Source organism: Streptomyces sp. NPDC111656 (assembly GCF_055656965.1).
Genome location: NZ_JBVKCA010000003.1, coordinates 345,854 through 367,076, shown reverse-complemented (window position 1 = coordinate 367,076; position 21,223 = coordinate 345,854). Strand labels below are relative to the sequence as shown.

At 70.3% G+C, this 21,223-nt stretch carries 14 protein-coding genes; 12 read left to right on the top strand and 2 right to left on the bottom strand.

The window, feature by feature from the left end; all coding sequences use genetic code 11:
- Nucleotides 1-38: 38 nt before the first annotated feature.
- From ACZ7M3_RS11880 to ACZ7M3_RS11870, 3 genes are read left to right on the top strand one after another with little or no spacing between them, the layout of a single operon-like run.
- Nucleotides 39-2,378, top strand: coding sequence for an alpha-L-fucosidase (locus tag ACZ7M3_RS11880; protein WP_472062691.1), 2,340 nt, complete (start codon nt 39-41; stop codon nt 2,376-2,378).
- The gene (locus ACZ7M3_RS11875) at nt 2,371-4,266 is read left to right on the top strand and encodes a family 20 glycosylhydrolase (protein ID WP_472062689.1); all 1,896 of its coding nucleotides are present in this window, start codon (nt 2,371-2,373) and stop codon (nt 4,264-4,266) included. The genes ACZ7M3_RS11880 and ACZ7M3_RS11875 overlap by 8 nt, the downstream gene beginning before the upstream one ends.
- Before the next feature lie 19 nt (nt 4,267-4,285).
- Nucleotides 4,286-5,818, top strand: a complete 1,533-nt coding sequence (locus tag ACZ7M3_RS11870; protein ID WP_472062687.1) for an alpha-L-fucosidase — start codon at nt 4,286-4,288, stop codon at nt 5,816-5,818.
- Between the two features lie 76 nt (nt 5,819-5,894).
- Here ACZ7M3_RS11870 and ACZ7M3_RS11865 read toward each other — a convergent pair whose 3' ends face one another.
- Nucleotides 5,895-6,938 (bottom strand): LacI family DNA-binding transcriptional regulator, encoded by a 1,044-nt coding sequence (locus tag ACZ7M3_RS11865; RefSeq protein ID WP_351305338.1) that lies wholly within the window; start codon nt 6,936-6,938, stop codon nt 5,895-5,897.
- A gap of 220 nt (nt 6,939-7,158) precedes the next feature.
- On the opposite strand from ACZ7M3_RS11865, the gene ACZ7M3_RS11860 reads away from it, so the two are divergent.
- The 6 genes from ACZ7M3_RS11860 to ACZ7M3_RS11835 are packed head-to-tail and all read left to right on the top strand — an operon-like array spanning nt 7,159 to nt 16,684.
- A complete protein-coding gene (locus ACZ7M3_RS11860; protein ID WP_472062685.1) occupies nt 7,159-8,451 on the top strand; it encodes an ABC transporter substrate-binding protein in 1,293 nt (430 codons plus the stop codon).
- An 8-nt stretch (nt 8,452-8,459) separates the two neighbouring features.
- On the top strand, nt 8,460-9,356 hold the full coding sequence (locus tag ACZ7M3_RS11855; protein ID WP_054234950.1) for a carbohydrate ABC transporter permease: 897 nt from the start codon (nt 8,460-8,462) through the stop codon (nt 9,354-9,356).
- 44 nt (nt 9,357-9,400) lie between these two features.
- Nucleotides 9,401-10,318 (top strand): carbohydrate ABC transporter permease, encoded by a 918-nt coding sequence (locus ACZ7M3_RS11850; RefSeq protein WP_472062683.1) that lies wholly within the window; start codon nt 9,401-9,403, stop codon nt 10,316-10,318.
- A gap of 36 nt (nt 10,319-10,354) precedes the next feature.
- Nucleotides 10,355-11,614: a glycoside hydrolase 5 family protein gene (locus ACZ7M3_RS11845; RefSeq protein WP_472062681.1), complete on the top strand. Its 1,260-nt coding sequence runs from the start codon at nt 10,355-10,357 to the stop codon at nt 11,612-11,614.
- Nucleotides 11,611-13,623: an endo-beta-N-acetylglucosaminidase gene (locus tag ACZ7M3_RS11840; RefSeq protein ID WP_472062679.1), complete on the top strand. Its 2,013-nt coding sequence runs from the start codon at nt 11,611-11,613 to the stop codon at nt 13,621-13,623. The genes ACZ7M3_RS11845 and ACZ7M3_RS11840 overlap by 4 nt, the downstream gene beginning before the upstream one ends.
- Before the next feature lie 43 nt (nt 13,624-13,666).
- The gene (locus ACZ7M3_RS11835) at nt 13,667-16,684 is read left to right on the top strand and encodes an alpha-mannosidase (protein WP_472062677.1); all 3,018 of its coding nucleotides are present in this window, start codon (nt 13,667-13,669) and stop codon (nt 16,682-16,684) included.
- A gap of 40 nt (nt 16,685-16,724) precedes the next feature.
- Here ACZ7M3_RS11835 and ACZ7M3_RS11830 read toward each other — a convergent pair whose 3' ends face one another.
- A complete protein-coding gene (locus ACZ7M3_RS11830) occupies nt 16,725-17,426 on the bottom strand; it encodes a FadR/GntR family transcriptional regulator (RefSeq protein ID WP_067360902.1) in 702 nt (233 codons plus the stop codon).
- A 199-nt stretch (nt 17,427-17,625) separates the two neighbouring features.
- On the opposite strand from ACZ7M3_RS11830, the gene ACZ7M3_RS11825 reads away from it, so the two are divergent.
- From ACZ7M3_RS11825 to ACZ7M3_RS11815, 3 genes are read left to right on the top strand one after another with little or no spacing between them, the layout of a single operon-like run.
- On the top strand, nt 17,626-18,693 hold the full coding sequence (locus ACZ7M3_RS11825) for a sugar ABC transporter substrate-binding protein (protein ID WP_060899763.1): 1,068 nt from the start codon (nt 17,626-17,628) through the stop codon (nt 18,691-18,693).
- The gene (locus ACZ7M3_RS11820; RefSeq protein ID WP_472062674.1) at nt 18,690-20,183 is read left to right on the top strand and encodes a sugar ABC transporter ATP-binding protein; all 1,494 of its coding nucleotides are present in this window, start codon (nt 18,690-18,692) and stop codon (nt 20,181-20,183) included. Before ACZ7M3_RS11825 ends, ACZ7M3_RS11820 begins: the two co-directional genes overlap by 4 nt.
- Entirely contained in the window at nt 20,176-21,210 is a 1,035-nt protein-coding gene (locus tag ACZ7M3_RS11815; RefSeq protein ID WP_060899761.1) for an ABC transporter permease, read from the top strand. The genes ACZ7M3_RS11820 and ACZ7M3_RS11815 overlap by 8 nt, the downstream gene beginning before the upstream one ends.
- Nucleotides 21,211-21,223 lie beyond the last annotated feature (13 nt).

Genomic DNA, 21,223 nt, shown 5'->3' with positions numbered 1-21,223 from the left:
CGCCTCAATCATCAAACATCCGATGAATTGGAGCCGCTATGAGCACGTATCCAAGACGTCAGGTTCTGGGCGCCGCGGCCGGAGTGGCCGTCGTGGCCACTCTTCCCCTCGCGGCCACGGCCGAAGCGCGACCGGCGGTCGAGCAGCACGGTCAGTGGGTTCCCGTCCCCGACCCGATCCCCGTGCCGCTCGACGCGTACACCGACAACGACGGCATCGACACGGCGGCCGCCCCCGGCGGCAGCTTCGACGGCTCGGGGTACACGTTCCCCGGCGAGGAGCTCCCGGCGGGCCCCGTCGAGGTGGACGGCATCGCGTTCGTCTTCCCCTCCGCCGCCGCGGGCGCCCGGAACAACGTGGTGGCCCTCGGCCAGCGCATCGACCTCCCGAGCGGGCGCTATCTCTCGGCCCACTTCCTCACCGCGGGCAGTTACGGCGACGCCTCGGGCCGGGCCACGGTGCACTACGCCGACGGCTCGACGACCACCGCCGGGCTCGGCGGCGCGGACTGGTACGCGACGGGCGGGTCGCTGTCGGCCCCGTACCGCTACCGGCCGGACGGCACGAAGGACGAGCACGGTGTGGGGATCGGCACGGCCGAGGTCTGGATCGACCCCCAGCGCGAGGCGGTCGCCCTCACCCTGCCGACCACCAACCCCGCCGAGGCCGGGAAGGCCTCCCTCCACCTCTTCGCCCTCTCCCTCCAACCGGCCGCACAGGGGCGCGCGTTGGCCCTGCGGGACGCGCACTCCACCTTCTCCCTGCTGGAGTCGAGCGGCGCGCAGAGCGTGGAGGCCACGGTCGTCAACGCGGGCACGGTCGCCGTCCTCGCCGGTGACCGGGTGTCGGTCGGCGTCGACGTGCCGGGCGCCCGCACCGTCGAGCCCGCGCACGTCGTCCGCCTCGACCCCGGCGAGCAGGCGCGCGTCCGGGTCGGCATCCGCAGCCGCGTGGGCACGGCACCGGGCACCGCGCGGCCCGGAAAGGTGACCGTCACCGGACGTGGGCAGCAGGTCATCTCCGCCGGGCGCGAGTTGACCCTCGGCGTGCCCGACTACCAGCCCACCGAGAACTCTCTCGCCGGCCACCAGGCCCCGTACTGGTTCCACCGCGCCAAGTTCGGCATCTTCATCCACTGGGGTGTCTACTCCGTGCCCGCCTGGTCTCCGGTCGGCAAGCAGTACGCCGAGTGGTACTGGAACCACCTGCAGAGTCCGGACAACGCGGTGTACGCCTACCACCGGGACACATACGGCGAGAACTTCGCCTACGACGACTTCATCCCGATGTTCACGGCGGAGAAGTTCGATCCCCGGGCCTGGGTGGAACTCTTCCGTGACGCGGGAGCCCAGTACCACGTCCTCACCTCCAAGCACCACGAGGGCTTCGCCCTGTGGGACACCAAGGTCTCGGACCGCAACGCCGTGAAGATGGGCCCGAAGCGCGATCTGATCCGTGAACTCTTCGACGCCTCGAAGAAGTTCACGCCCGAGCTGCACCGCGGCCTGTACTTCTCCATGCCCGAGTGGTTCAACCCCGACAACCCGTGGATGGGCCACGCCCCGCGCAACCCGTACACCCTGGAGCCGCTCCCGTACACCGGATACGCGGCGGGCAAGGACTATGTGAAGGACTATCAGGCTCCGCAGATGCTGGAACTGATCCACGGCTACGACCCGTCGCTCATCTGGTGCGACATCGGTGGCGCGAACGACAGCCTCCATGTCCTCGCCGAGTACTTCAACCACGGCAAGAACAGACCCAAGCCGTACGAGGTGACCGTCAACAACCGCTCGGGCATCGGCTTCCACGACTTCACCACCCCCGAGTACACGACGTACGAGAACACGGTCGTCGCGAAGTGGGAGTCGAGCCGGGGGCTCGACCCCTTCAGCTACGGCTACAACAAAGCGACGCCCGACGCCGCCTACATGACCGCCGAGGAGGTCGTCCGGAGCCTGGTCGACATCGTGTCGAAGAACGGCAACTTCCTGCTGGACATCGGCCCCCGCGCGGACGGCACCATTCCGGAGATCATGCAGACCCGGTTGCGCGAGACCGGCCGCTGGCTCAGGACCAACGGCGAGGCGATCTACGACACCACGTACTGGTCGCGGATGGCGCAGCTCGGCGAGGACCTGCGGTTCACGGTCCGGCAGAACGAGGCGTTCTACATCCACTCGCTGACCGAGCCCGGCGCCACACTGACCGTCGAGGCGCCGGTGCCGATCCGCGGCGGGGACAGGGTGACGATGCTCGGTCATGACCGGCCGCTGACCTGGACGGTGAGCGGCGGGTCGCTGGTCGTCGACGTGCCGGAAGCGGCCCGCAAGGCGGGGCAGTACGTGTGGGTGTTCAAGGTGGAATGGCATGGCTGACCGACGCGCCGCACGGTCCGTTCGGAGCAGATGGACCCGCACGGTCGTCGGCGGTGCGGTGGCGCTGCTGCTGACGCTCGCCACGCCGGTCCCGGCGCCGGCGCGAACAGCGGAAGCGCGGACGGCGGCGGTGCCTCCCGTCACGATCCCGGCCCTCTCCAACTGGACGCAGGAACAGGGAAGTTACTCCTTCGGCTCCCGCTCCCGCATCGTCGCGCGCGACCCCGCGGCACGCTGGGTCGCGGGCACCCTCGCCGACGATCTGCGCGCGGCCGGCCACGGCACCGTTCCCGTCGTACGGCAGGGCGCGCACGCGGGTGACATCGTGATCGGCGTCGACCCCTCCTCGTCGCGGCTCGGCACGGAGGGCTACGAACTGCGCGCGGGCAAAAGCCTGTTGGTGACCGCCGCCGCCGAGACCGGCGCCTTCTACGGCACCCGGACCCTCCTCCAACTCCTCGCCCGGAGCGACCGCGTGCCCGCCGGGAGCACGGTCGACGTGCCCCAGTACAAGGAACGCGGTGTCGGCGTCTGCGCCTGCTACGTCCACATCTCCACGGCCTGGCTGGAGAACCTCGTACGCGACATGGCGTACCACAAGCTCAACCAGTTGCTGCTCGAACTGAAGGTGAAGAGCGACACCCACCCCGAGGCCGACACCTGGGGCTACTACACGAAGGACGAGATACGCCGGCTCGTGGCCCTCGGCGAGAAGTACCACGTCGAGATCATCCCGGAGATCAACTCGCCCGGGCACATGGACCCCTGGATCCAGAACCGCCCGGACCTCCAGCTCACCGACGCCGACGGCGTGAAACAGCCCGCCCGGCTCGACATCACACAGGACGCGGCCTTCACGTACTACACGAGCCTGATCGACGAGTACGCGCAGGTGTTCACGTCCGGGTCCTGGCACATGGGCGCCGACGAGTACATGCTCGGCTCCGACTTCGCCAAGTACCCGCAGATCCTCGCCTACGCACGGGCCAGGTACGGCGCGAACGCCACCCCGCAGGACGCGTTCATCGACTTCGTCAACCGCGTCCAGGCCTACGCGGCGGCCAAGGGCAAGAAGCTGCGCATCTGGAACGACGGTCTCACCGGCGCCAGCACCGTGCCCGTCACGGCCGGTACGACGGTCGAGCACTGGCTGAACGTGGCGACCAAACCCAGCGCGCTCATCGCCCAGGGCTATCCGTTGATGAACGCCGCCTACTCCCTCTACCTCGTCCGCGGCGGCTTCCACACCGACACGAAGGCGCTGTACGACCAGAGCTGGGACCCGCGCAGTTTCGAGGGCGAGAAGCTCGCCTCACGCGCGGGCGTCACCGGGGCGAAGATCAGCCTCTGGCCGGACAATGGGCGCGGGGAGACCGAGAACGAGGTCGCGACGGCCATGGACCCGGCCCTGCGGCACCTCGCCCAGGTCACCTGGGGCTCGGCGCACCCCGACCCGACGTACGCCGAATTCACCGCGCGCGGTGTGGCCGTGGGGCACGCGCCCGGGTGGCGGGACCTGACCCGCGTGCCGGTGGCCGAGGGGACGTACACCTTCCGCGGTGGGGCCGCGACCACCGATCTCCAGGTCCGGCGGACCGCGGACGGCTATGCGACCCTGCGGTCCACGACGAGCGGCGGCTGTCTGGAGGTGAGCGGCGGAAAGCTCACGCTGAACGTGCCCCTGGACCCCGGTGTCGAGGTGACCGAATCGCCGTGCGTCGCCGCGGACGCCTTGCAGCGCTGGGAGCTGGATCCGGTGCGCGACGGCGGATACCGGCTCGTCAACGCGATCACACGGATGGCGGTGCACGTGACGGACGCAGGGCGGCTCCTCCAGTACCCGCCGGACCAAGAGCCGCCGTCCGTCTGGCAGTTGACCATCCGCTGATGTGAGGAGACCCCACCCCATGGCCATCTCCAGACGCCTCTTCGTCCTGGCATCCACCGCCCTCGTCGCGTCCATCGGCACATCCGTCGCCCTCGCGGCCCCCGGCGAAGCTCCCTCCCGCATCCCCGTCAGCCCCTCCGACACCGAGGACGACCTGGTCCGCAAGGCCGCCCAGGTCCGGCCCACCGCACGGCAGATCGCCTGGCAGAACCTCGGACGCACCGCCTTCCTGCACTTCGGCGTGAACACCTTCACCGGCCTGGAGTGGGGGACCGGTGACGAGGACCCGGACGTCTTCCAGCCCGTCGGTCTCGACACCGACCAGTGGGCCCGGGCCCTGCGCGACGGCGGCTTCGAGCTCGCCATCCTCACCGTCAAGCACCACGACGGGTTCGTCCTCTACCCGTCGCGCTACACCGACCACTCGGTGGCGTCGAGCAGTTGGCGCGGCGGGCGGGGCGACGTGCTGCGCTCCTTCGCCGACTCGATGCGCCGCCACGGGATCAAGGTCGGCGTCTACGTCTCACCGGCCGACGAGAACCAGTACCTGCACGGCGTGTACGCCAACGGCAGCGCGCGCACGGAGCGCACCGTCCCGATGCTCGTCGACGGCGACGACCGTACGAACCCGAGGGCGTTCACGCTGGACGCCACCGACTACGGCGCCCATATGCTCAACCAGCTCTACGAAGTCCTCACCGAGTACGGACCCGTCGACGAGGTGTGGTTCGACGGAGCACAGGGCCGCAATCCGCCCGACAAGGTGGAGAAGTACGACTGGGACAGCTGGTACGCGCTGGTCCGGGCCCTCGCCCCCGACGCCTCGATCGCGGTGTCCGGGCCCGATGTGCGCTGGGTCGGCAACGAGGGCGGGCTCGCCCGCGAGGACGAGTGGAGCGTCGTACCGGTCACGGAGAAGGACAACGGCCGCACGGACTACGCGCTGGCCTACGACGCACCCGACGAGGGCAGCCGGGACGCGCTCGTGGCGGCCCGGCCGGTGGCCGACTACCTCCAGTGGTGGCCGGCCGAGTGCGATGTGTCCATCCGCGACGGCTGGTTCTACCACGCCGACCAACAGCCCAAGAGCGTCGACGAGTTGACCGACATCTACTTCCGCTCGGTCGGCCGCAACTCGGTGCTGCTGCTCAACATCCCACCCGACACGCAGGGATTGCTGCCGGCCGCCGACGTGGTGCGGCTGCGCGAGTTCCGCGAACGCGTCGAGGCGGAGCTGCCGGAGGATCTGTCCCGTGGGGCCGTGGTCCGCTCCTCCCCGGGGGTCTTCTCCGTCGACCTCGGTACGGAGCACGAGGCGGACCGGATCCGGCTCGCGGAGGACATCCGGCACGGCCAGCAGGTGGAGAGCTTCGTGGTCGAGGCGTACGGAGCGGGCGCCTGGAGCCGGGTGGCCGGGGCGGGCACGATCGGAGCGAGCCGGATCCTGCTGCTCCCGGTGCCCGTACGGGCCCGGCACTGGCGCCTTCGGGTGACGGGGTCACGGCAGACCGCGCGGATCGCGGAGTTCGCGCTGTATCGCTCACGGATCTGACGCGTACGGGGGTGGATGCCCCACACGGCGTCCACCCCCCGCACCGTCGCCGGCTCCGCGTCCACCCCTCACCCGCTCAAGCCCCGCAAGGCCCCGTACTCTCCCGTTCGATCAGCCGCGGCACCGGTACCTGCACCGTCCGGGCCGGACCGCCGTCCAGTAGTGCGGTGAGTTCCTGGGCGGCCGTGCGGCCGAACTGGACGGTGTCGCGGGAGAGGGCGGACAGCCAGGGTTTGACCATGCGGCACAGGGGCGAGTCCTCCCAGGCGACGACCGAGACGTCGCCCGGCACGGAGAAGCCGAGTTCCGTGGCGGCGGCGACGCCGGCGACGGCCATCACGTCGTTGTCGTAGACCAGCGCGGTCGGCGGGGTGCCGCTCTCCAGGACGCGGCGGGTGACGGCGGCGCCCTCCGCGTCCGAGTAGTCCGTGGGGACCGAGCGCACCTCCGTCAGCCCCCGCCGCTCGGCCTCCGCACGCAGGGTGCGGATCCGGCGCTCGGTGTGGGCGAGCCCCGGCAGGCCCGCGATGTGCACGATCCGGCGGTGGCCGAGCGCGTACAGCTCGTCCACCACCGCGGCCATCGCGCCCGCGTCGTCCGCCCAGACGGTGGAGATCCCCGGGTGCCCCGCGTCCGGTACGCCGCCGATCACCACGGCGGGCAGGCCCAGCTCCTCGAGGAGGTCCGGACGCGGATCGTCGGTCCGCGGGTCGACGACCATGACTCCGTCCACACGGTGCTCGGCCCACCAGCGCCGGTAGACCCCGCACTCGTCGGCCACGTCCTCCACCACCTGGAAGAGCAGGCCGAGATGGCGCTCGGCCAGCACCTCCTGGATGCCGGAGATCAGCTGCAGGAAGAACGAGTCCACGCCCAGGGTGTCGGCGGGACGGGCCACCACGAGACCGACCGTCGCCGCGCCCTCGCCGGACAGCTGGCGCGCCGCCGTACTCGGCCGCCAGCCCAGCTGTTCGGCCACGCGACGGACCCGGTCGCGGGTGATCTCGGAGACCCCGGGCCGGTCGTTGAGCGCGAAGGAGACCGCGCTCTCGGAGACCCCGGCGCGCTGTGCGATGTCCTTCATCGTCGGTCGGCGCGCGGGTGACCGCTTGGCTGGCAACCCTGTTCCCCGTTCTGCTGAGCTGGTGTACTAATGCGCTTGAGCTGAGGCAATCTAAAGCGCATTAGTGATCGATTGCAAGAGGCTGGGGGAACGTCTGTGACCAGCGATGTTGTGGCACTAATGAATTTAGCTGAGTCAAATCCATTGACTTGCCCGGCGAGTTGGCTGCAAGGTCTGCCCCGGCACCGTTACCCCTGCTGCAAGAGGAGCCCCATCCGTGCGCATCTCCCGCAGAGCTCTCGCCGCCGCTGCCACCGTCGCCGTTCTCCTGCCGCTGAGCGGCTGCGGCTCCGGGAGTGACGGCAGTGGTTCGACGGACGCCTCCGGCAAGGTCGAGGGCGACATCACCTTCCAGACCTGGAACCTGAGGGCCAACTTCAAGCCGTACTTCGAGGGCGTGATCGCCGACTTCGAGAAGAAGTACCCCGGCACCCATGTGAAGTGGGTCGACCAGCCCGCCGAGGGCTACGCCGACAAGATCAGCGCGGACGCGGCCGGCGGCACCCTGCCCGACGTCGTCAACGTCTCGCCGGACCTCGTCGCCCCGCTCGCCAAGGCGGGCCTCGCCCTCGACCTCGACAAGTCCGCCGGGCAGTACAAGAAGGAGTACCTGGACGGCGCCTGGGCCAGCCACCAGATACCGGGCATGACCGGCACGTACGCCTTCCCCTGGTACCTCAACACCGGCCCGCTCTTCTACAACAAGTCCGTGTTCAAGGAGGCCGGCCTCGACGCCTCCAAGCCGCCGACGACGTACGACGAACTCTTCGCCGACGCCCTGCAGCTGGCGAAGAAGAGCGACGGCAAGGTCGCCACGCTCGCCAACGTCCCCACCGTCGAGGACTTCGGCCGCTACGGCGTCGAGCTGATGAACAAGGAAGGCACCGCCTTCGCCTTCAACGACGCCAAGGGAGTCGAACTCCTCACCAAGTACAAGGAGTTGTACGACGCGAAGGCGCTCGACCCGCAGGCGCTGACCGCCACCCCGGAGTCCTCGGGCAAGAAGTTCCTCACCGCGGCCGTCGCCATGAACCCCGGCAGCGCCCTGGACCTCGGCAACTTCAAGAAGCAGGCCCCGAACCTCTACAAGAACATCGGCATCACGGACCAGATCACCAGCACCGGCAAGGTGAACATGTACGTGATGGGCGTGATGGTCAACTCGCGCACCAAGCACACCCCCGCCTCGGTCGCCTTCGCGCACTTCGTCACCGACGCGCAGAACCAGATGTCCTTCGCCAAGAAGGTCGCGATCTTCCCGAGCACCGCGGGCTCGCTCGACGACCCGTACTTCACCAAGGAGGACGGCACCGACGAGACCCGCGTGCGGATCGCCGCCGCCAAGTCCCTGAAGAACGCGGTCAACTACACGCCGGTCCTCTTCAGCGAGCAGATGAAGACCGCGCTGCGCAACGAGGTCGCGAAGGCCCTGCAGGGCAAGGAGAGCCCCAAGACGGCTCTCGACAACGCTGTCAAGGCCTGCGACACGCTGCTCAAGCAGCAGGGCTGAGCGGGGCCATGGCGAGTTCCTCCAGCACCGCCCGGGTACGGCGCCAACTGCCGACCAGCCCCTGGCTGTTCGCCGCCCCCGGCCTTCTGGTCGTGGGCGTGTTCATCCTCTATCCGTTCGTGTCGACCGTGGTCAACGCCTTCACCGACCGCCGCACCCTGATCCCGGGCACGTTCGTGGGCCTCGCCAACTTCCGCGAGCTGCTGCACGACGACATGTTCTGGATCGGGCTGCGCAACAGCACGCTGTACGTCCTCGGGGTCGTCCCCGCGCTCGTCCTGTTGCCGTTGCTGCTCGCGCTGCTGGTCCAGAAGAACATCCCCGGCATCACCTTCTTCCGGTCGGCCTTCTACACCCCGGTGGTCGCGTCCATCGTCGTGGTCGGCCTGATCTGGGTGTGGCTCCTGGACGAACGCGGCCTGGTGAACTCGCTGTTGGAGTCGATCGGCGTCGGCAGGGTCGGCTTCCTCAGCGACCAGTGGCTGCTCCTGCTGAGCGCCATGGCCGTCACGGTCTGGAAGGGCCTCGGCTACTACATGATCATCTATCTCGCCGCGCTCGCCAACGTGCCACGCGAGCTGCACGAGGCAGCGTCGGTCGACGGCGCGGGCGCGGTCCGCCGCTTCCTCACGGTCACCGTGCCCGCCGTCCGCTCGACCATGGTGCTGGTCGCCGCGCTCTCCTCGGTCGCCGCCTTCAAGGTGTTCTCCGAGGTGTACCTGATGGCGGGCCCGGACGGCGGCCCGGCGGGCGAGGACACCACCCTCGTCATGCTCGTCCAGCGCACCGGCACCGGACTGACCGGCCGGGTCGGCTACGCCTCCGCCATCTCGGTCGTCGTCTTCGTCGTCACCGTCGCGCTGATGCTGCTCGTGCTGCGCGCCGACCGCAAGGAGGACGCGTGAGCGCGCCGCAAGGAGGACGCGTGAGCGTGCGGGAAGGAGGACGCGTGAGCGTGCTGGAGAAGGAGCGCGACGTCGAGCGGCATCCGCCGTCCGAGCGCGGGCCCCGTCGTCGCCGTATCACCGACGAGCACGGCCGCCGTGTCCGCGGCTGGGAACTCGCCCTGCGCTACCTGCTGTTGCTCGCCGTCCTCGCCCTGACCGTCGGGCCGTTCCTGTGGCAGCTGTCCACCTCGCTCAAGGGCCCGACCGAGGACATCTTCAGCTCACCGCCGAAGTTCCTGCCGGGCGATCCCACGCTGCACAACTACAAGCGGGTGGCCGACACCATCCCCGTCTGGGACTACGCCTTCAACTCCCTGAAGGTCGCGGGCGCCAACGTCGTCACCAACTGCGTCGGCTCGGCCCTCGCGGGCTACGCCCTGGCCCGCCTGCGCTACCGGGGCAGGCGCGTGGCGACCCTCGTCTTCATCCTCGCGATGCTGGTCCCCGTCGAGGGCATCATCATCGCCCAGTTCACCACCATGCGTGAGCTCGGCCTGAACAACACGCTCGTCGGGGTCGTCCTGCCCGGCTGCATCGGCGCGATGAACGTCCTGCTGATGCGCAACGCCTTCCTCAATCTGCCGTACGAGATCGAGGAGGCGGCCTTCGTGGACGGCGCCAACACCTGGCAGCGGTTCCTGCGGATCGCGCTGCCGTCGGTGAAGGGCACGCTCGCCGTCGTCGCGATCTTCGCCTTCATGGGCGCCTGGGACGACTTCCTGTGGCCGCTCATCGTGCTCAGCGACCCCTCGAAGTTCACCCTCACCATCGGCCTCAACTATCTGCACGGCACCTTCGCCAACGACGAACGGCTCGTCGCCGCGGGCACGGTCATCGCCGTGGCGCCGCTCATCGCCCTCTTCGCCTGCCTGCAGCGGTACTTCTTCCGCGGGGTGGGGGAGGGCGCCGTCAAGGGCTGACCCCCGCACCCCCGATTCGCTTCGCGAGGATCCCGCATGCCTTCTGCCGTGCGCTTCGGCGTCAACTACACGCCCAGCGAAGGGTGGTTCCACCACTGGCTCGACTTCGACCTCGACTCCGTACACGCCGACCTCGACTCCATCGCCGCGCTGGGCCTCGACCACATCCGGGTCTTCCCGCTGTGGCCCTACTTCCAGCCCAACCGCGCGCTGATCCGCCCGCGCGCCGTCGAGCAACTGCTCCAGCTCGTCGACGCGGCCGGAGAGCGGGGGCTCGACGTCAACGTGGACGGTCTGCAGGGCCACCTGTCGAGCTTCGACTTCCTGCCCGCGTGGACGCGGACCTGGCACCGGCGCAACCTGTTCACCGACCCGGAGGTCCTCGACGGCCAGGCGGCCTATCTGCGCACACTCGCCGCGGCCCTCGCCGACCACCCGCACTTCATCGGCATGACGCTCGGCAACGAGGTCAACCAGTTCTCGGCGGGGCCGCCCCATCCGGACCCCGACCAGGCGAGCAGCGCCCAGATCGACGACTGGCTGGAGCGGATGCTCGCCGCCTGCGAGGAGGGCGCCCCCGGCAGGCTGCATCTGCACGCCGAGTACGACGCGACCTGGTACCAGGACGACATGCCGTTCACCCCGGCCCAGGCCGCCCGCCGCGGCGCCGTCACGGCCGTACATTCCTGGGTCTTCAACGGCACCGCCCAGCGGCACGGCCGTACCTCCGTGCCGACCGAACACCACGCCGCGTATCTGATCGAGCTGAGCAAGGCCTGGGCCGACGACCCGCACCGGCCCGTCTGGCTCCAGGAGGTCGGCGCGCCCGCCCCTCTGATCCCGCCCGAGCACGCCGCGGCCTTCACCGAGGCCACCGTCGCGGCCGCCCTGGACTGCCCCGACCTGTGGGGTATCACCTGGTGGTGCTCCCACGACGTCTCGCGCGACCTCGCCGACTTCCCCGAACTCGAATACGGGCTCGGCCTGTTGACCAACGACCGGCGCCCCAAGGACAGCGCGCGGGCGCTGGCCCGCGCGGCCCGCGAGCACCACCACACGCCCGCCCCCCGCACCACGGCGCTGATCGTCCCCGCCGACCCCGCCGTCCGCTCGCTGTGCGCCCCGGGCGGCCCCGTCTTCGAGGCGTTCTTCCGGCTCACCGCCGACGGCGCCCGCCCCACCACCGTCCTCGACGCGCGCGCGGACGACAAGGAACACCTCGCCGCGCGCGGCATCACCGAAGTCGTCAGTCCCGATCAGGTACTCCCCCTCACACAAGGAGAAACCCGCTCGTGAACCCCACCAGACGCACCGTCCTGCTCGCCGGCGCGGCCGCCGCGCTGCTGCCCGCCCTGCCCGGTCTGCCCGCGGTCGCGGCGACCGAGGCCGCCGCGACCGCGGCACCGCCGTACGCCTCCTACTGGTACCCCGACTCGCTGCCCTCGGGCACCCCCGGCACCGGCATCACCTGGCGCAGTCTCAAGGCATGGAGCGCCGCCACCGACGCCGACCTCGCGTTCAACGCCTCGACCGTGCCGCTCGCCGCGCGTTTCACACCGACCCCGGCCAACACGACCGCCCGCGGCGGCCAGGCCCGTATCCAGTCCCTCGTGTCCTTCGGCCCCACGTCGAGCAACCCCTCGCAGGGCGCCGCCACCGCCGACTACTACGCCCTCACCCACTGGGCGTACCTCGACGAACTCGTCTTCTGGGGCGGTTCGGCGGGCGAGGGCCTGATCCTCGCGCCGAACGCCCCGATCGTCGACGCGGCCCACCGGCACGGCGTGCCCGTCCTCGGCAATGTCTTCCTGCCGCCCGTCGCCTACGGCGGACAGCTCCAGTGGACCCGCGACCTGGTCCAGAAGGACTCCACCGGGCACTACCCCCTCGCCGCGCGGCTCGTCGCGGTGGCGGCGGCGTACGGCTTCGACGGCTGGTTCATCAACGCGGAGACCAGCGGCGGGAACACCGCGCTCGCCACCGACATGCGCGGCTTCATGAACGAACTGAAGACGCTCGGGACGGCCCAGGGGCAGCGCGTCACCTGGTACGACGCGATGACCGTGAGCGGCTCGGTGAGCTGGCAGGGCGCCCTGAACAACCAGAACAAGACGTTCTTCCAGGCCGCCGACTCCATGTTCGTCGACTTCCGCTGGTCGCAGAGCGGCCTGGCCTCCTCCGCGACGACCGCCCAGCAACTCGGACGCAGTCCCTACGAGTTGTGGGCGGGCGTCGATGTCGAGGCCAATGGCACCGGCGCGTCCGTCAATTGGGACGCCATCGTGCCGAGCACCAAGGCCCACGTCACCTCGCTCGGCCTCTACCGGCCCGAGTGGACCCGCAACCACCTGCCCGCGAGCCGTACCCCCGGCGACTTCCACGCCGCCGACGACCTGTTCTGGACCGGCGCCTCCCTCGACCCCGCCAAGCCCAGCACGAGCGGGAGCTGGCGAGCCCCGGCCGTCTCCGTCGCCGACCGCTCGACGGTCGCCTCGCTTCCGTTCGCGACCGTCTTCAACACCGGCCACGGGCTGAAGTGGTACGAGGACGGCGAGGTCACCTCGGACAAGGCCTGGAACCACCTCGGCCTCCAGGACCGGCTGCCCTCCCGCCGCTGGGTCGTGCGGACGAACGGACAGCGCCCCGCCGTCACCTTCGACTTCGCGGACGCCTGGCGGGGCGGAAGCAGCCTGCTCGTCGACGGTGCCCTCGACGCGCCCACCACGCTGGACCTGTACGCGACGAGGCTGCCGCTCACCGCGGACACGGTGGTCGAGCTCACCTACCGCACGGACGCGGGCGCCGCCGCCGTGGAGCTGGCCGTCGCCACCGCCGAGCCGAGCGGGGCGGGCGGGGCGCCGCCGTACTCGTACTTCCCGCTCACGTCCTCGGGCGACGGCTGGAAGACCGCCACAGTGCCGCTGACCGGACTGACCGGGACCGTGCACGCGCTGGGCGTGCGGCTGACGGCGAGCAGCGGTCCGGTGCGCTGGCGTCTCGGCGGGCTCGCGGTGCGCCATGCCGTTCTCACCCCCGCCGCACCCACCGACCTGCGCGTCACCGGCGCCGACGGAGGCAACCTGCGCTTCGCCTGGCAGGGCGCCCCCGCCGACGTACGCCATTACGAGCTGTACCGGACGCTCCCCGACGGCACGCGCCGCTTCCTCGGCGGCACCTGCCAGAGCGCGTTCTACGTCGGCGGTCTCACCGCCGAGCAGGGCGAGTCGTCCGGGGGGTTCGAAGTGCGCGCGGTGGGGGAGCTGTTCACCGTCTCGACCGCCGCCCGGACCACCCACACCTGGTAGCAGGACCACCTTCCCGCACCATCTTCACCCCACGGAGCACCCCATGCATGACGACCGCACCCTGGTCGAAGCCCGCCTCAAGCGCGTCCTCGACGAGCGCATCCGACCCGCCGTGTACCCCGAGTCCGTGCCGCTGGACGTCGCGGTCTGGCACGCTCCCGGTGAGCCGGTGCCCGTCGCCGAGGGGCTCGCGGCCACAGCCGAGCCGATCGAGGTGGGTGCGCGCTGGGGCGCTCCGTGGGGCACCAGCTGGTTCCGGGTCACCGGGACCGTCCCGGAGGCGTGGGCAGGGAAGACCGTCGAGGCCCTGCTGGACCTCGGCTTCGACGAGAACATGCCCGGCTTCCAGTGCGAGGGGCTCGTCTACCGGCCCGACGGCACTCCGGTGAAGGGCCTCAACCCGCGCAACCAGTGGGTGCGCATCGGCGCCCCGGTCGAGGGCGGTGAGGAGGTCCGGCTGCACGTCGAGGCCGCCTCCAACCCGGTGATCCTCGACTACCACCCCTTCCTGCCCACCCAGTTGGGCGACAAGGAGACCGCGGGCAGCGAGCCGCAGTACACCCTCACCCGGATGGACCTCGCCGTCCTCGACGAGACCGTGTGGGAGCTGGTGCTCGACCTGGAGGTCCTCGGCGAGCTGATGGCCGAGCTGCCGGTGGAGTCGGCGCGGCGCTGGGACATCCTGCGCGCGGTGGAGAAGGCGCTCGACGCGGTCGACCTGCAGGACGTGGGCGCGACCGCCGGCGCGGCCCGCGAACGGCTGGCCGGGGTGCTCGCCGAGCCCGCCGTCCCGTCCGCGCACCGCATCAGCGCCGTCGGGCACGCGCACATCGACTCGGCGTGGCTGTGGCCGCTGCGCGAGACCGTCCGCAAGGTGGCGCGGACCACCTCCAACATGACCGCGCTCATCGAGGACGAGCCCGAGTTCGTCTTCGCGATGTCCCAGGCCCAGCAGTGGGCCTGGGTGAAGGAGCACCGGCCCGAGGTGTGGGCGCGGGTGAAGAAGGCGGTCGCGGAGGGCCGGTTCGTGCCCGCGGGCGGTATGTGGGTCGAGTCGGACACCAACATGCCGGGTTCGGAGGCGATGGCCCGTCAGTTCGTGCACGGCAAGCGGTTCTTCCTCGACGAGTTCGGCATCGAGAACGACGAGGCCTGGCTGCCGGACACCTTCGGCTTCGCCGCCGGACTCCCGCAGATCATCAAGGCGGCGGGCTCCAAGTGGCTGCTCACGCAGAAGATCTCGTGGTCGCAGACCAACAAGTTCCCGCACCACACCTTCCGGTGGGAGGGCATCGACGGCACCCGCATCTTCACCCACTTCCCGCCCGTCGACACCTACAACTGCTCCATGCGGGGCAGCGAACTCGCCCACGCGGCCAAGAACTTCAAGGACAAGGGCGTCGCCCGGCACTCCCTCGCGCCCACCGGCTGGGGTGACGGAGGCGGCGGCACCACCCGCGAGATGGTCGCCAAGGCGGCCAGGGTCCGTGACCTCGAAGGCTCCGCCACCGTGGTGTGGGAGACCCCGACGGAGTTCTTCAAGAAGGCCGAGGCCGAGTACCCGAACGCCCCCGTCTGGGTCGGCGAGTTGTACCTCGAACTGCACCGTGCCACCCTGACCAGCCAGGCCAGGACCAAGCAGGGCAACCGGCGCAGCGAGCACCTCCTGCGCGAGGCCGAACTCTGGGCCGCGACCGCGGCCGTACGGACCGGATTCCCTTATCCGTACGAGGAGTTGGACCGCATCTGGAAGACGGTCATGCTCCACCAGTTCCACGACATCCTGCCCGGCTCGTCCATCGCCTGGGTGCACCGGGAGGCGCGCAGGACGTACGAGCGGGTCGCCGAGGAGCTGACCGGCGTCATCGACGCGGCGCAGCGGGCGCTGGCGGGCGAAGGCGGCACGGAGCTCGTGTTCAACTCCGCCCCGCACCGCAGGGACGGGGTCCCGGCGGGCGGGGCCCAGCCCGCCGCCGTGGCGAGCGAGGTGACGCTCGCGCCGCGCGTGGGCGGCGGCCACGTCCTCGACAACGGCCTGCTGAAGGTCGAGATCGACGCCCGGGGTCTGGTCGTCTCCGCGTACGACATCGACGCCGACCGCGAGACGATCGCCCCGGGACGCGCCGCGAACCTGCTCCAGATCCACCCCGACTTCCCGAACATGTGGGACGCCTGGGACGTCGACGAGTTCTACCGCAACACCGTCACCGACCTTGTCGACGCGGACGAGGTCGTGCCCGGTGAGGACGGTGTGTCGGTGCGGATCGTACGGTCCTTCGGCGCGTCGCGGGTCACCCAGGTGCTGTCGCTCGCGCCGGGGGAGCGGCGGCTCGGCATCGACACCGAGGTCGACTGGCACGAGACGGAGAAGTTCCTGAAGCTCGCCTTCGCGCTCGACGTGCACGCGGAGCGGTACGCCTCCGAGACGCAGTTCGGGCACTTCTACCGGCCGACGCACACCAACACGTCCTGGGAGGCCGCCAAGTTCGAGGCGTGCAACCACCGGTTCGTGCACATGGAGGAGCCGGGCTGGGGTGTCGCGCTCGTCAACGACTCGACGTACGGCCACGACGTGACCCGTACCGTCCGCGACAGCGACTCGGGTACGACCACCACCGTGCGCGTCTCGCTGCTGCGCGCCCCGCGTTTCCCCGACCCCGAGACCGACCAGGGCGTCCACCGCTTCCGGCACGCGCTGGTGCCGGGGGCCGGCATCGGGGACGCGGTGCGCGAGGGGTGGCGGATCAATCTGCCGGAGCGACGGGTGAGCGGCGAGCGTGAGGTCGCGCCCCTGGTGGAGGTGGCGCAGGACGCGGTCGTGGTGACCGCCGTCAAGCTCGCCGACGACGGCAGCGGGGATGTGGTCGTACGTTTCCACGAGTCCCGGGGCGGGCGCACCGGGGCCACGCTGACGGCCGGGTTCGAGGTCGGGGACGTCACTGTGACCGACCTGCTGGAGCGGCCCCTCGCGGACGCCGCGGAGCCGCGGCGCGACGGTGACCGGGTCACCCTGTCGCTGCGTCCCTTCGAGCTGGTCACCCTGCGGCTGACACGCGCCTGAGCGGTTGCGTGCCTGACCCCTTCCCGGGCTGCGGATCCGGCTACTGCGTGAGCTGGGTCCGCAGCCACTGCTCCACTTCGCCCACGTGCGCGGCGGCGGCGGCCCTGGCCGCCTCCGGGTCGTGGGCCACCAGCGCGCGGTGGATCGCCGCGTGCTCGCGGCGCGTGCGCTCGAAGGCGCCCTCCTCCTCGTAGCCCCGCCAGACCCGGGCACGGAACGTGCGCGAGGACAGGCCCTCCAGGATGGCGGCCATGGTCTCGTTGCCCGCGGCGGCCGCGATCTCGCGGTGGAAGGCCAGATCGTGGGCGAGGATCTCCTCCGGGTCGTCCGTCGCGTTCATCGCCAGCAGGTGTTTCTCGACCTCGGCGAGCTGGTCCGCCGTGATGCGCGCGGCGGCCAGCGCGGTAGCGGTCGACTCCAGGATCCGCCGCACCTCCAGCAGCTCGACCAGTTGCGGCCCGCGCGAGAGGTCGGCCACCACGCCGAAGGTCTCCAGCAGGTCCCCGGCCTCCAGCTGGGTGACGTAGATGCCCGAGCCGTGCCGGGCCTCCAGCACACCGAGGACCGTGAGCGCGCGGATCGCCTCGCGCATCGAGCTGCGGGACATGCCCAGCTGGGCGGCGAGATCACGCTCGGTCGGCAGCCGCTGCCCGGGCTCCAGCCGGCCCTCGCCGATCATCGCCTTGATCCGCTCGATGGCGCGCTGCGTCACGGTGCCCTTCTGCGGGGCCGACTCGTCCACGCCGTCTCCTCCTGTTGCCGGGTGCGCCGCAGTCTAACCACCCAAGTGGTCGGACCACTACGGCTGATAACGCGGAAATTTTGGCGCACAGGGGTGTTGCGGAGGCGAAGTGGTCTGATAAATATTCGTCCCGGTTGAGCGGGACGCTCGGCCACGCACCGTCACCCCCGATCGATCTCGCTCAACGAGGAGCCGTCAGATGGCCGGCAGAAACGTGCGGAACACGCGAATTGCGTCGCGGGCAGTGCGTGCGGCGGCTGCGGCCGCCTGCGCGACCCTCGTGCTCGCGGCATGCGGCAGCACCAAGGACTCCGTGTCGTCGGGCGGCGGGGGCACCGGCAAGGTCGGGGTGATCCTGCCCCTGCTGACCTCGCCGTTCTGGCAGTCCTACAACGACTACGTGCCGAAGATGGCGAAGTCCGAAGGGGTCGACGCCCTCAAGACCGTCAACTCCAACAGCGACCCGTCCCAGCAGATCACCGACATCAACAACCAGCTCAACCAGGGCGTGAAGGGCCTCGTCGTGGCCCCCCTGGACAGCGCCGCGATCGCCGCCGGACTCGACCAGGCCGAGCGCAAGGGTGTGCCCGTGGTCGCCGTCGACGTGGCGCCCGAGAAGGGCAAGGTCGCCATGGTCGTACGCGCCAACAACGTCGCGTACGGCGAGAAGGCCTGCGAGTACCTCGGCAAGCAGATCCCCTCAGGCAAGGTCGTGCAGATCATGGGCGACCTGGCCTCGGTCAACGGCCGGGACCGCTCCGAGGCCTTCCGCACCTGCGTGCAGAAGAACTACCCGAAGCTGAAGGTCCTGGAGATCCCCGCCAAGTGGGAGTCCGACACCGCGGCCTCCAAGCTCGACACCCTGCTGAACGCCAACCCCGACATCAAGGGCATCTACATGCAGGCGGGCGGTGTCTACCTCGCGCCGACCCTGCAGACCCTCAAGTCCAAGGGCATGCTGAAGAAGGCCGGCCAGGCGGGCCACATCACGATCGTCTCGAACGACGGCATCCCGCAGGAGTTCGACGCCATCCGCAAGGGCGAGATCGACGCCACCGTCTCCCAGCCGGCCGACGCGTACGCCAAGTACGGCATGTACTACATCAAGGCCGCGATGCAGGGGAAGACGTTCAAGACCGGCCCGACCGACCACGACTCCGAGATCGTCAAGCTGCCCAGCGGCATCCTGGAGGACCAGCTGCCCGCGCCGCTGGTGACCAAGGACAACGTCGACGACCCCAAGCTCTGGGGCAACACGGTCAAATGAGCACCCCACTGGTGGAGGCGCGCGGGGTGGCCAAGCGGTACGGCCCCACCGTCGCCCTCCAAGACGGCCGGCTCACCGTTCTCCCCGGTGAGTCCCACGCCCTCGTCGGGCGCAACGGCGCGGGCAAGTCCACCCTCGTCACCATCCTCACCGGCCTCCAGGCCCCCGACGAGGGCGAGGTCCGCTTCGACGGTGAGCCCGCGCCCGCGCTCACCGACCGCGACGCCTGGCGCCGCAAGGTGGCCTGCGTCTACCAGAAGCCCACCGTCGTACCGGAGTTGACGGTCGCCGAGAACCTCTTCATCAACCGGCAACCCGTTGGGCGTGGCGGGCTCATCAGCTGGCGCAGGCTGCGGGCCGAGGCGGCGCAGGTCCTGGACACCTGGGACGTGCACGTCGACCCGGAGGCCCGCACCGCCGACCTCAAGGTCGAGGACCGCCAAATGGTCGAGATCGCGCGGGCGCTCAGCTTCGGCGCCCGGTTCATCGTCCTCGACGAGCCGACCGCGCAGCTCGACAACCGGGAGATCGAACGGCTCTTCACCCGGATGCGCGCGCTCCAGGAGTCCGGTGTCACCTTCCTGTTCATCTCGCACCACCTCCAGGAGGTGTACGAGGTGTGCCAGACGGTCACCGTGCTGCGCGACGCCCGCTGGATCACCACCGCGCCGGTCGCCGAACTCCCCCGCACGGCCCTGGTGGAAGCCATGGCGGGGGAGTCGATCGCCGAGCGGACCGTCACGCACCAGTCCGTCGCCGCGGACGCCCCGGTGCTGCTCGACGCCCGGGGGCTCACCTCGGACGCGTACGAGGACATCGACCTCACGGTCCGCCGCGGCGAGGTCCTCGGCCTCGCCGGCTCCAGCGGCAGCGGCAAGATCGAGCTTGCCGAGTCCTTCGCCGGACTGCACGCCCCGACCGGCGGAACGGCTCAACTCGACGGCGAGCGGCTGCCGTTCGGTGACGTGCAGGCCGCACTCAAGGCGGGCGTCGCCTGTGTCCCGCGCGACCGGCACGAGCAGGGTCTCGTCTCCGGCATGACCATCGGCGACAACACCACCATGAGCGTCCTGAACCGGCTCGGCCGCTACGGCTTCATCTCCGCCGCCCGCAAGCGGGGCTTCGCCACCGAGCTGATCGAACGCCTCGACATCCACACCGAGGGCCCCGAACAGCCCGTCTCCGACCTCTCCGGCGGCAACGCGCAGAAGGTCGTCATGGCCCGTGCCCTCGCCTCCGACCCCCGCCTCCTCGTCCTCATCAACCCCACCGCGGGCGTCGACGTGAAGTCCAAGGAGTCACTGCTGTCCCGGATGGACAGCGCCAGCGAGGACGGCACCGCCGTACTCGTCGTCTCCGACGAACTCGACGACCTGCGCCGCTGCGACCGCGTCCTCGTCCTCTTCCACGGCCGTGTCGTCGCCGAGCACCCGGCGGGCTGGCACGACCACGAGCTGATCGCCTCCATCGAAGGAGTGGACCATGGCTGACACGAAGGCCCCGTCGGCCTCGTCGCCCACCTCCGCGCGCGTCCCCGACGCACGGGCCGCCAAGACCGTACTGCTCCGCAGGGCCCGCGAACTCGCCCTCGTGCCCGCCTTGCTGGTGCTCCTGGTGCTCGGCGCGATCGTCAACGACTCGTTCCTCACCGAACGGAACCTGATCTCCATCCTGGGCGCCTCGGCGGCGCTCGCGATGGTGGTCCTCGCCGAGTCGCTGGTGCTGATCACCGGCAAGATCGATCTGTCACTGGAGTCGGTGGTCGGCATCGCGCCCGCCGTCGGCGCCCTGCTGGTGCTGCCGTCCGCGCAGTCCGGCTGGGGCACGGAGTGGTCGGCCGCGCTCGCCCTCGTCGCGATCCTCGTCGTGGGCGGAGTCATCGGCGCCTTCAACGGCATCCTCGTGGTGAAGTTCAAGCTCAACGCCTTCATCGTCACCCTCGCGATGCTGATCGTCCTGCGTGGCCTGTTGGTCGGCGCCACCAAGGGCAAGACACTGTTCGGCATGCCCGACGCGTTCTTCCAGCTGGCCACCTCCACCTTCCTGCGGGTCCCGCTGTCGGTGTGGCTGGCCGCGGTCGCCTTCGGGGTCGCCGGACTGATCCTCAAATACCACCGCGTCGGGCGCGCCCTGTACGCCATCGGCGGCAACACGGAGGCGGCCCGCGCCGCCGGTATCCGCGTCGACCGGATGCTGCTCGGCGTGTCCGTCGTCGCCGGCGTCCTCGCCTCGGTCGGCGGGATCATGCAGACCGGGTACGTCGGCGCGATCAGCGCCAACCAGGGCAACAACATGATCTTCACGGTGATGGCGGCGGCGGTCATCGGCGGCATCAGCCTGGACGGCGGCAAGGGCACCATGTTCGGCGCCCTGACCGGCGTACTCCTCCTCGGCGTGGTGCAGAACCTGCTCACGCTCGCCCAGGTGCCGTCCTTCTGGATCCAGGCCATCTACGGCGGAATCATCCTGGTCGCCCTGATGATCGCCCGCGTGACCACCGGCCGCGCCCAGGACTGACCTCCCTTCGTCT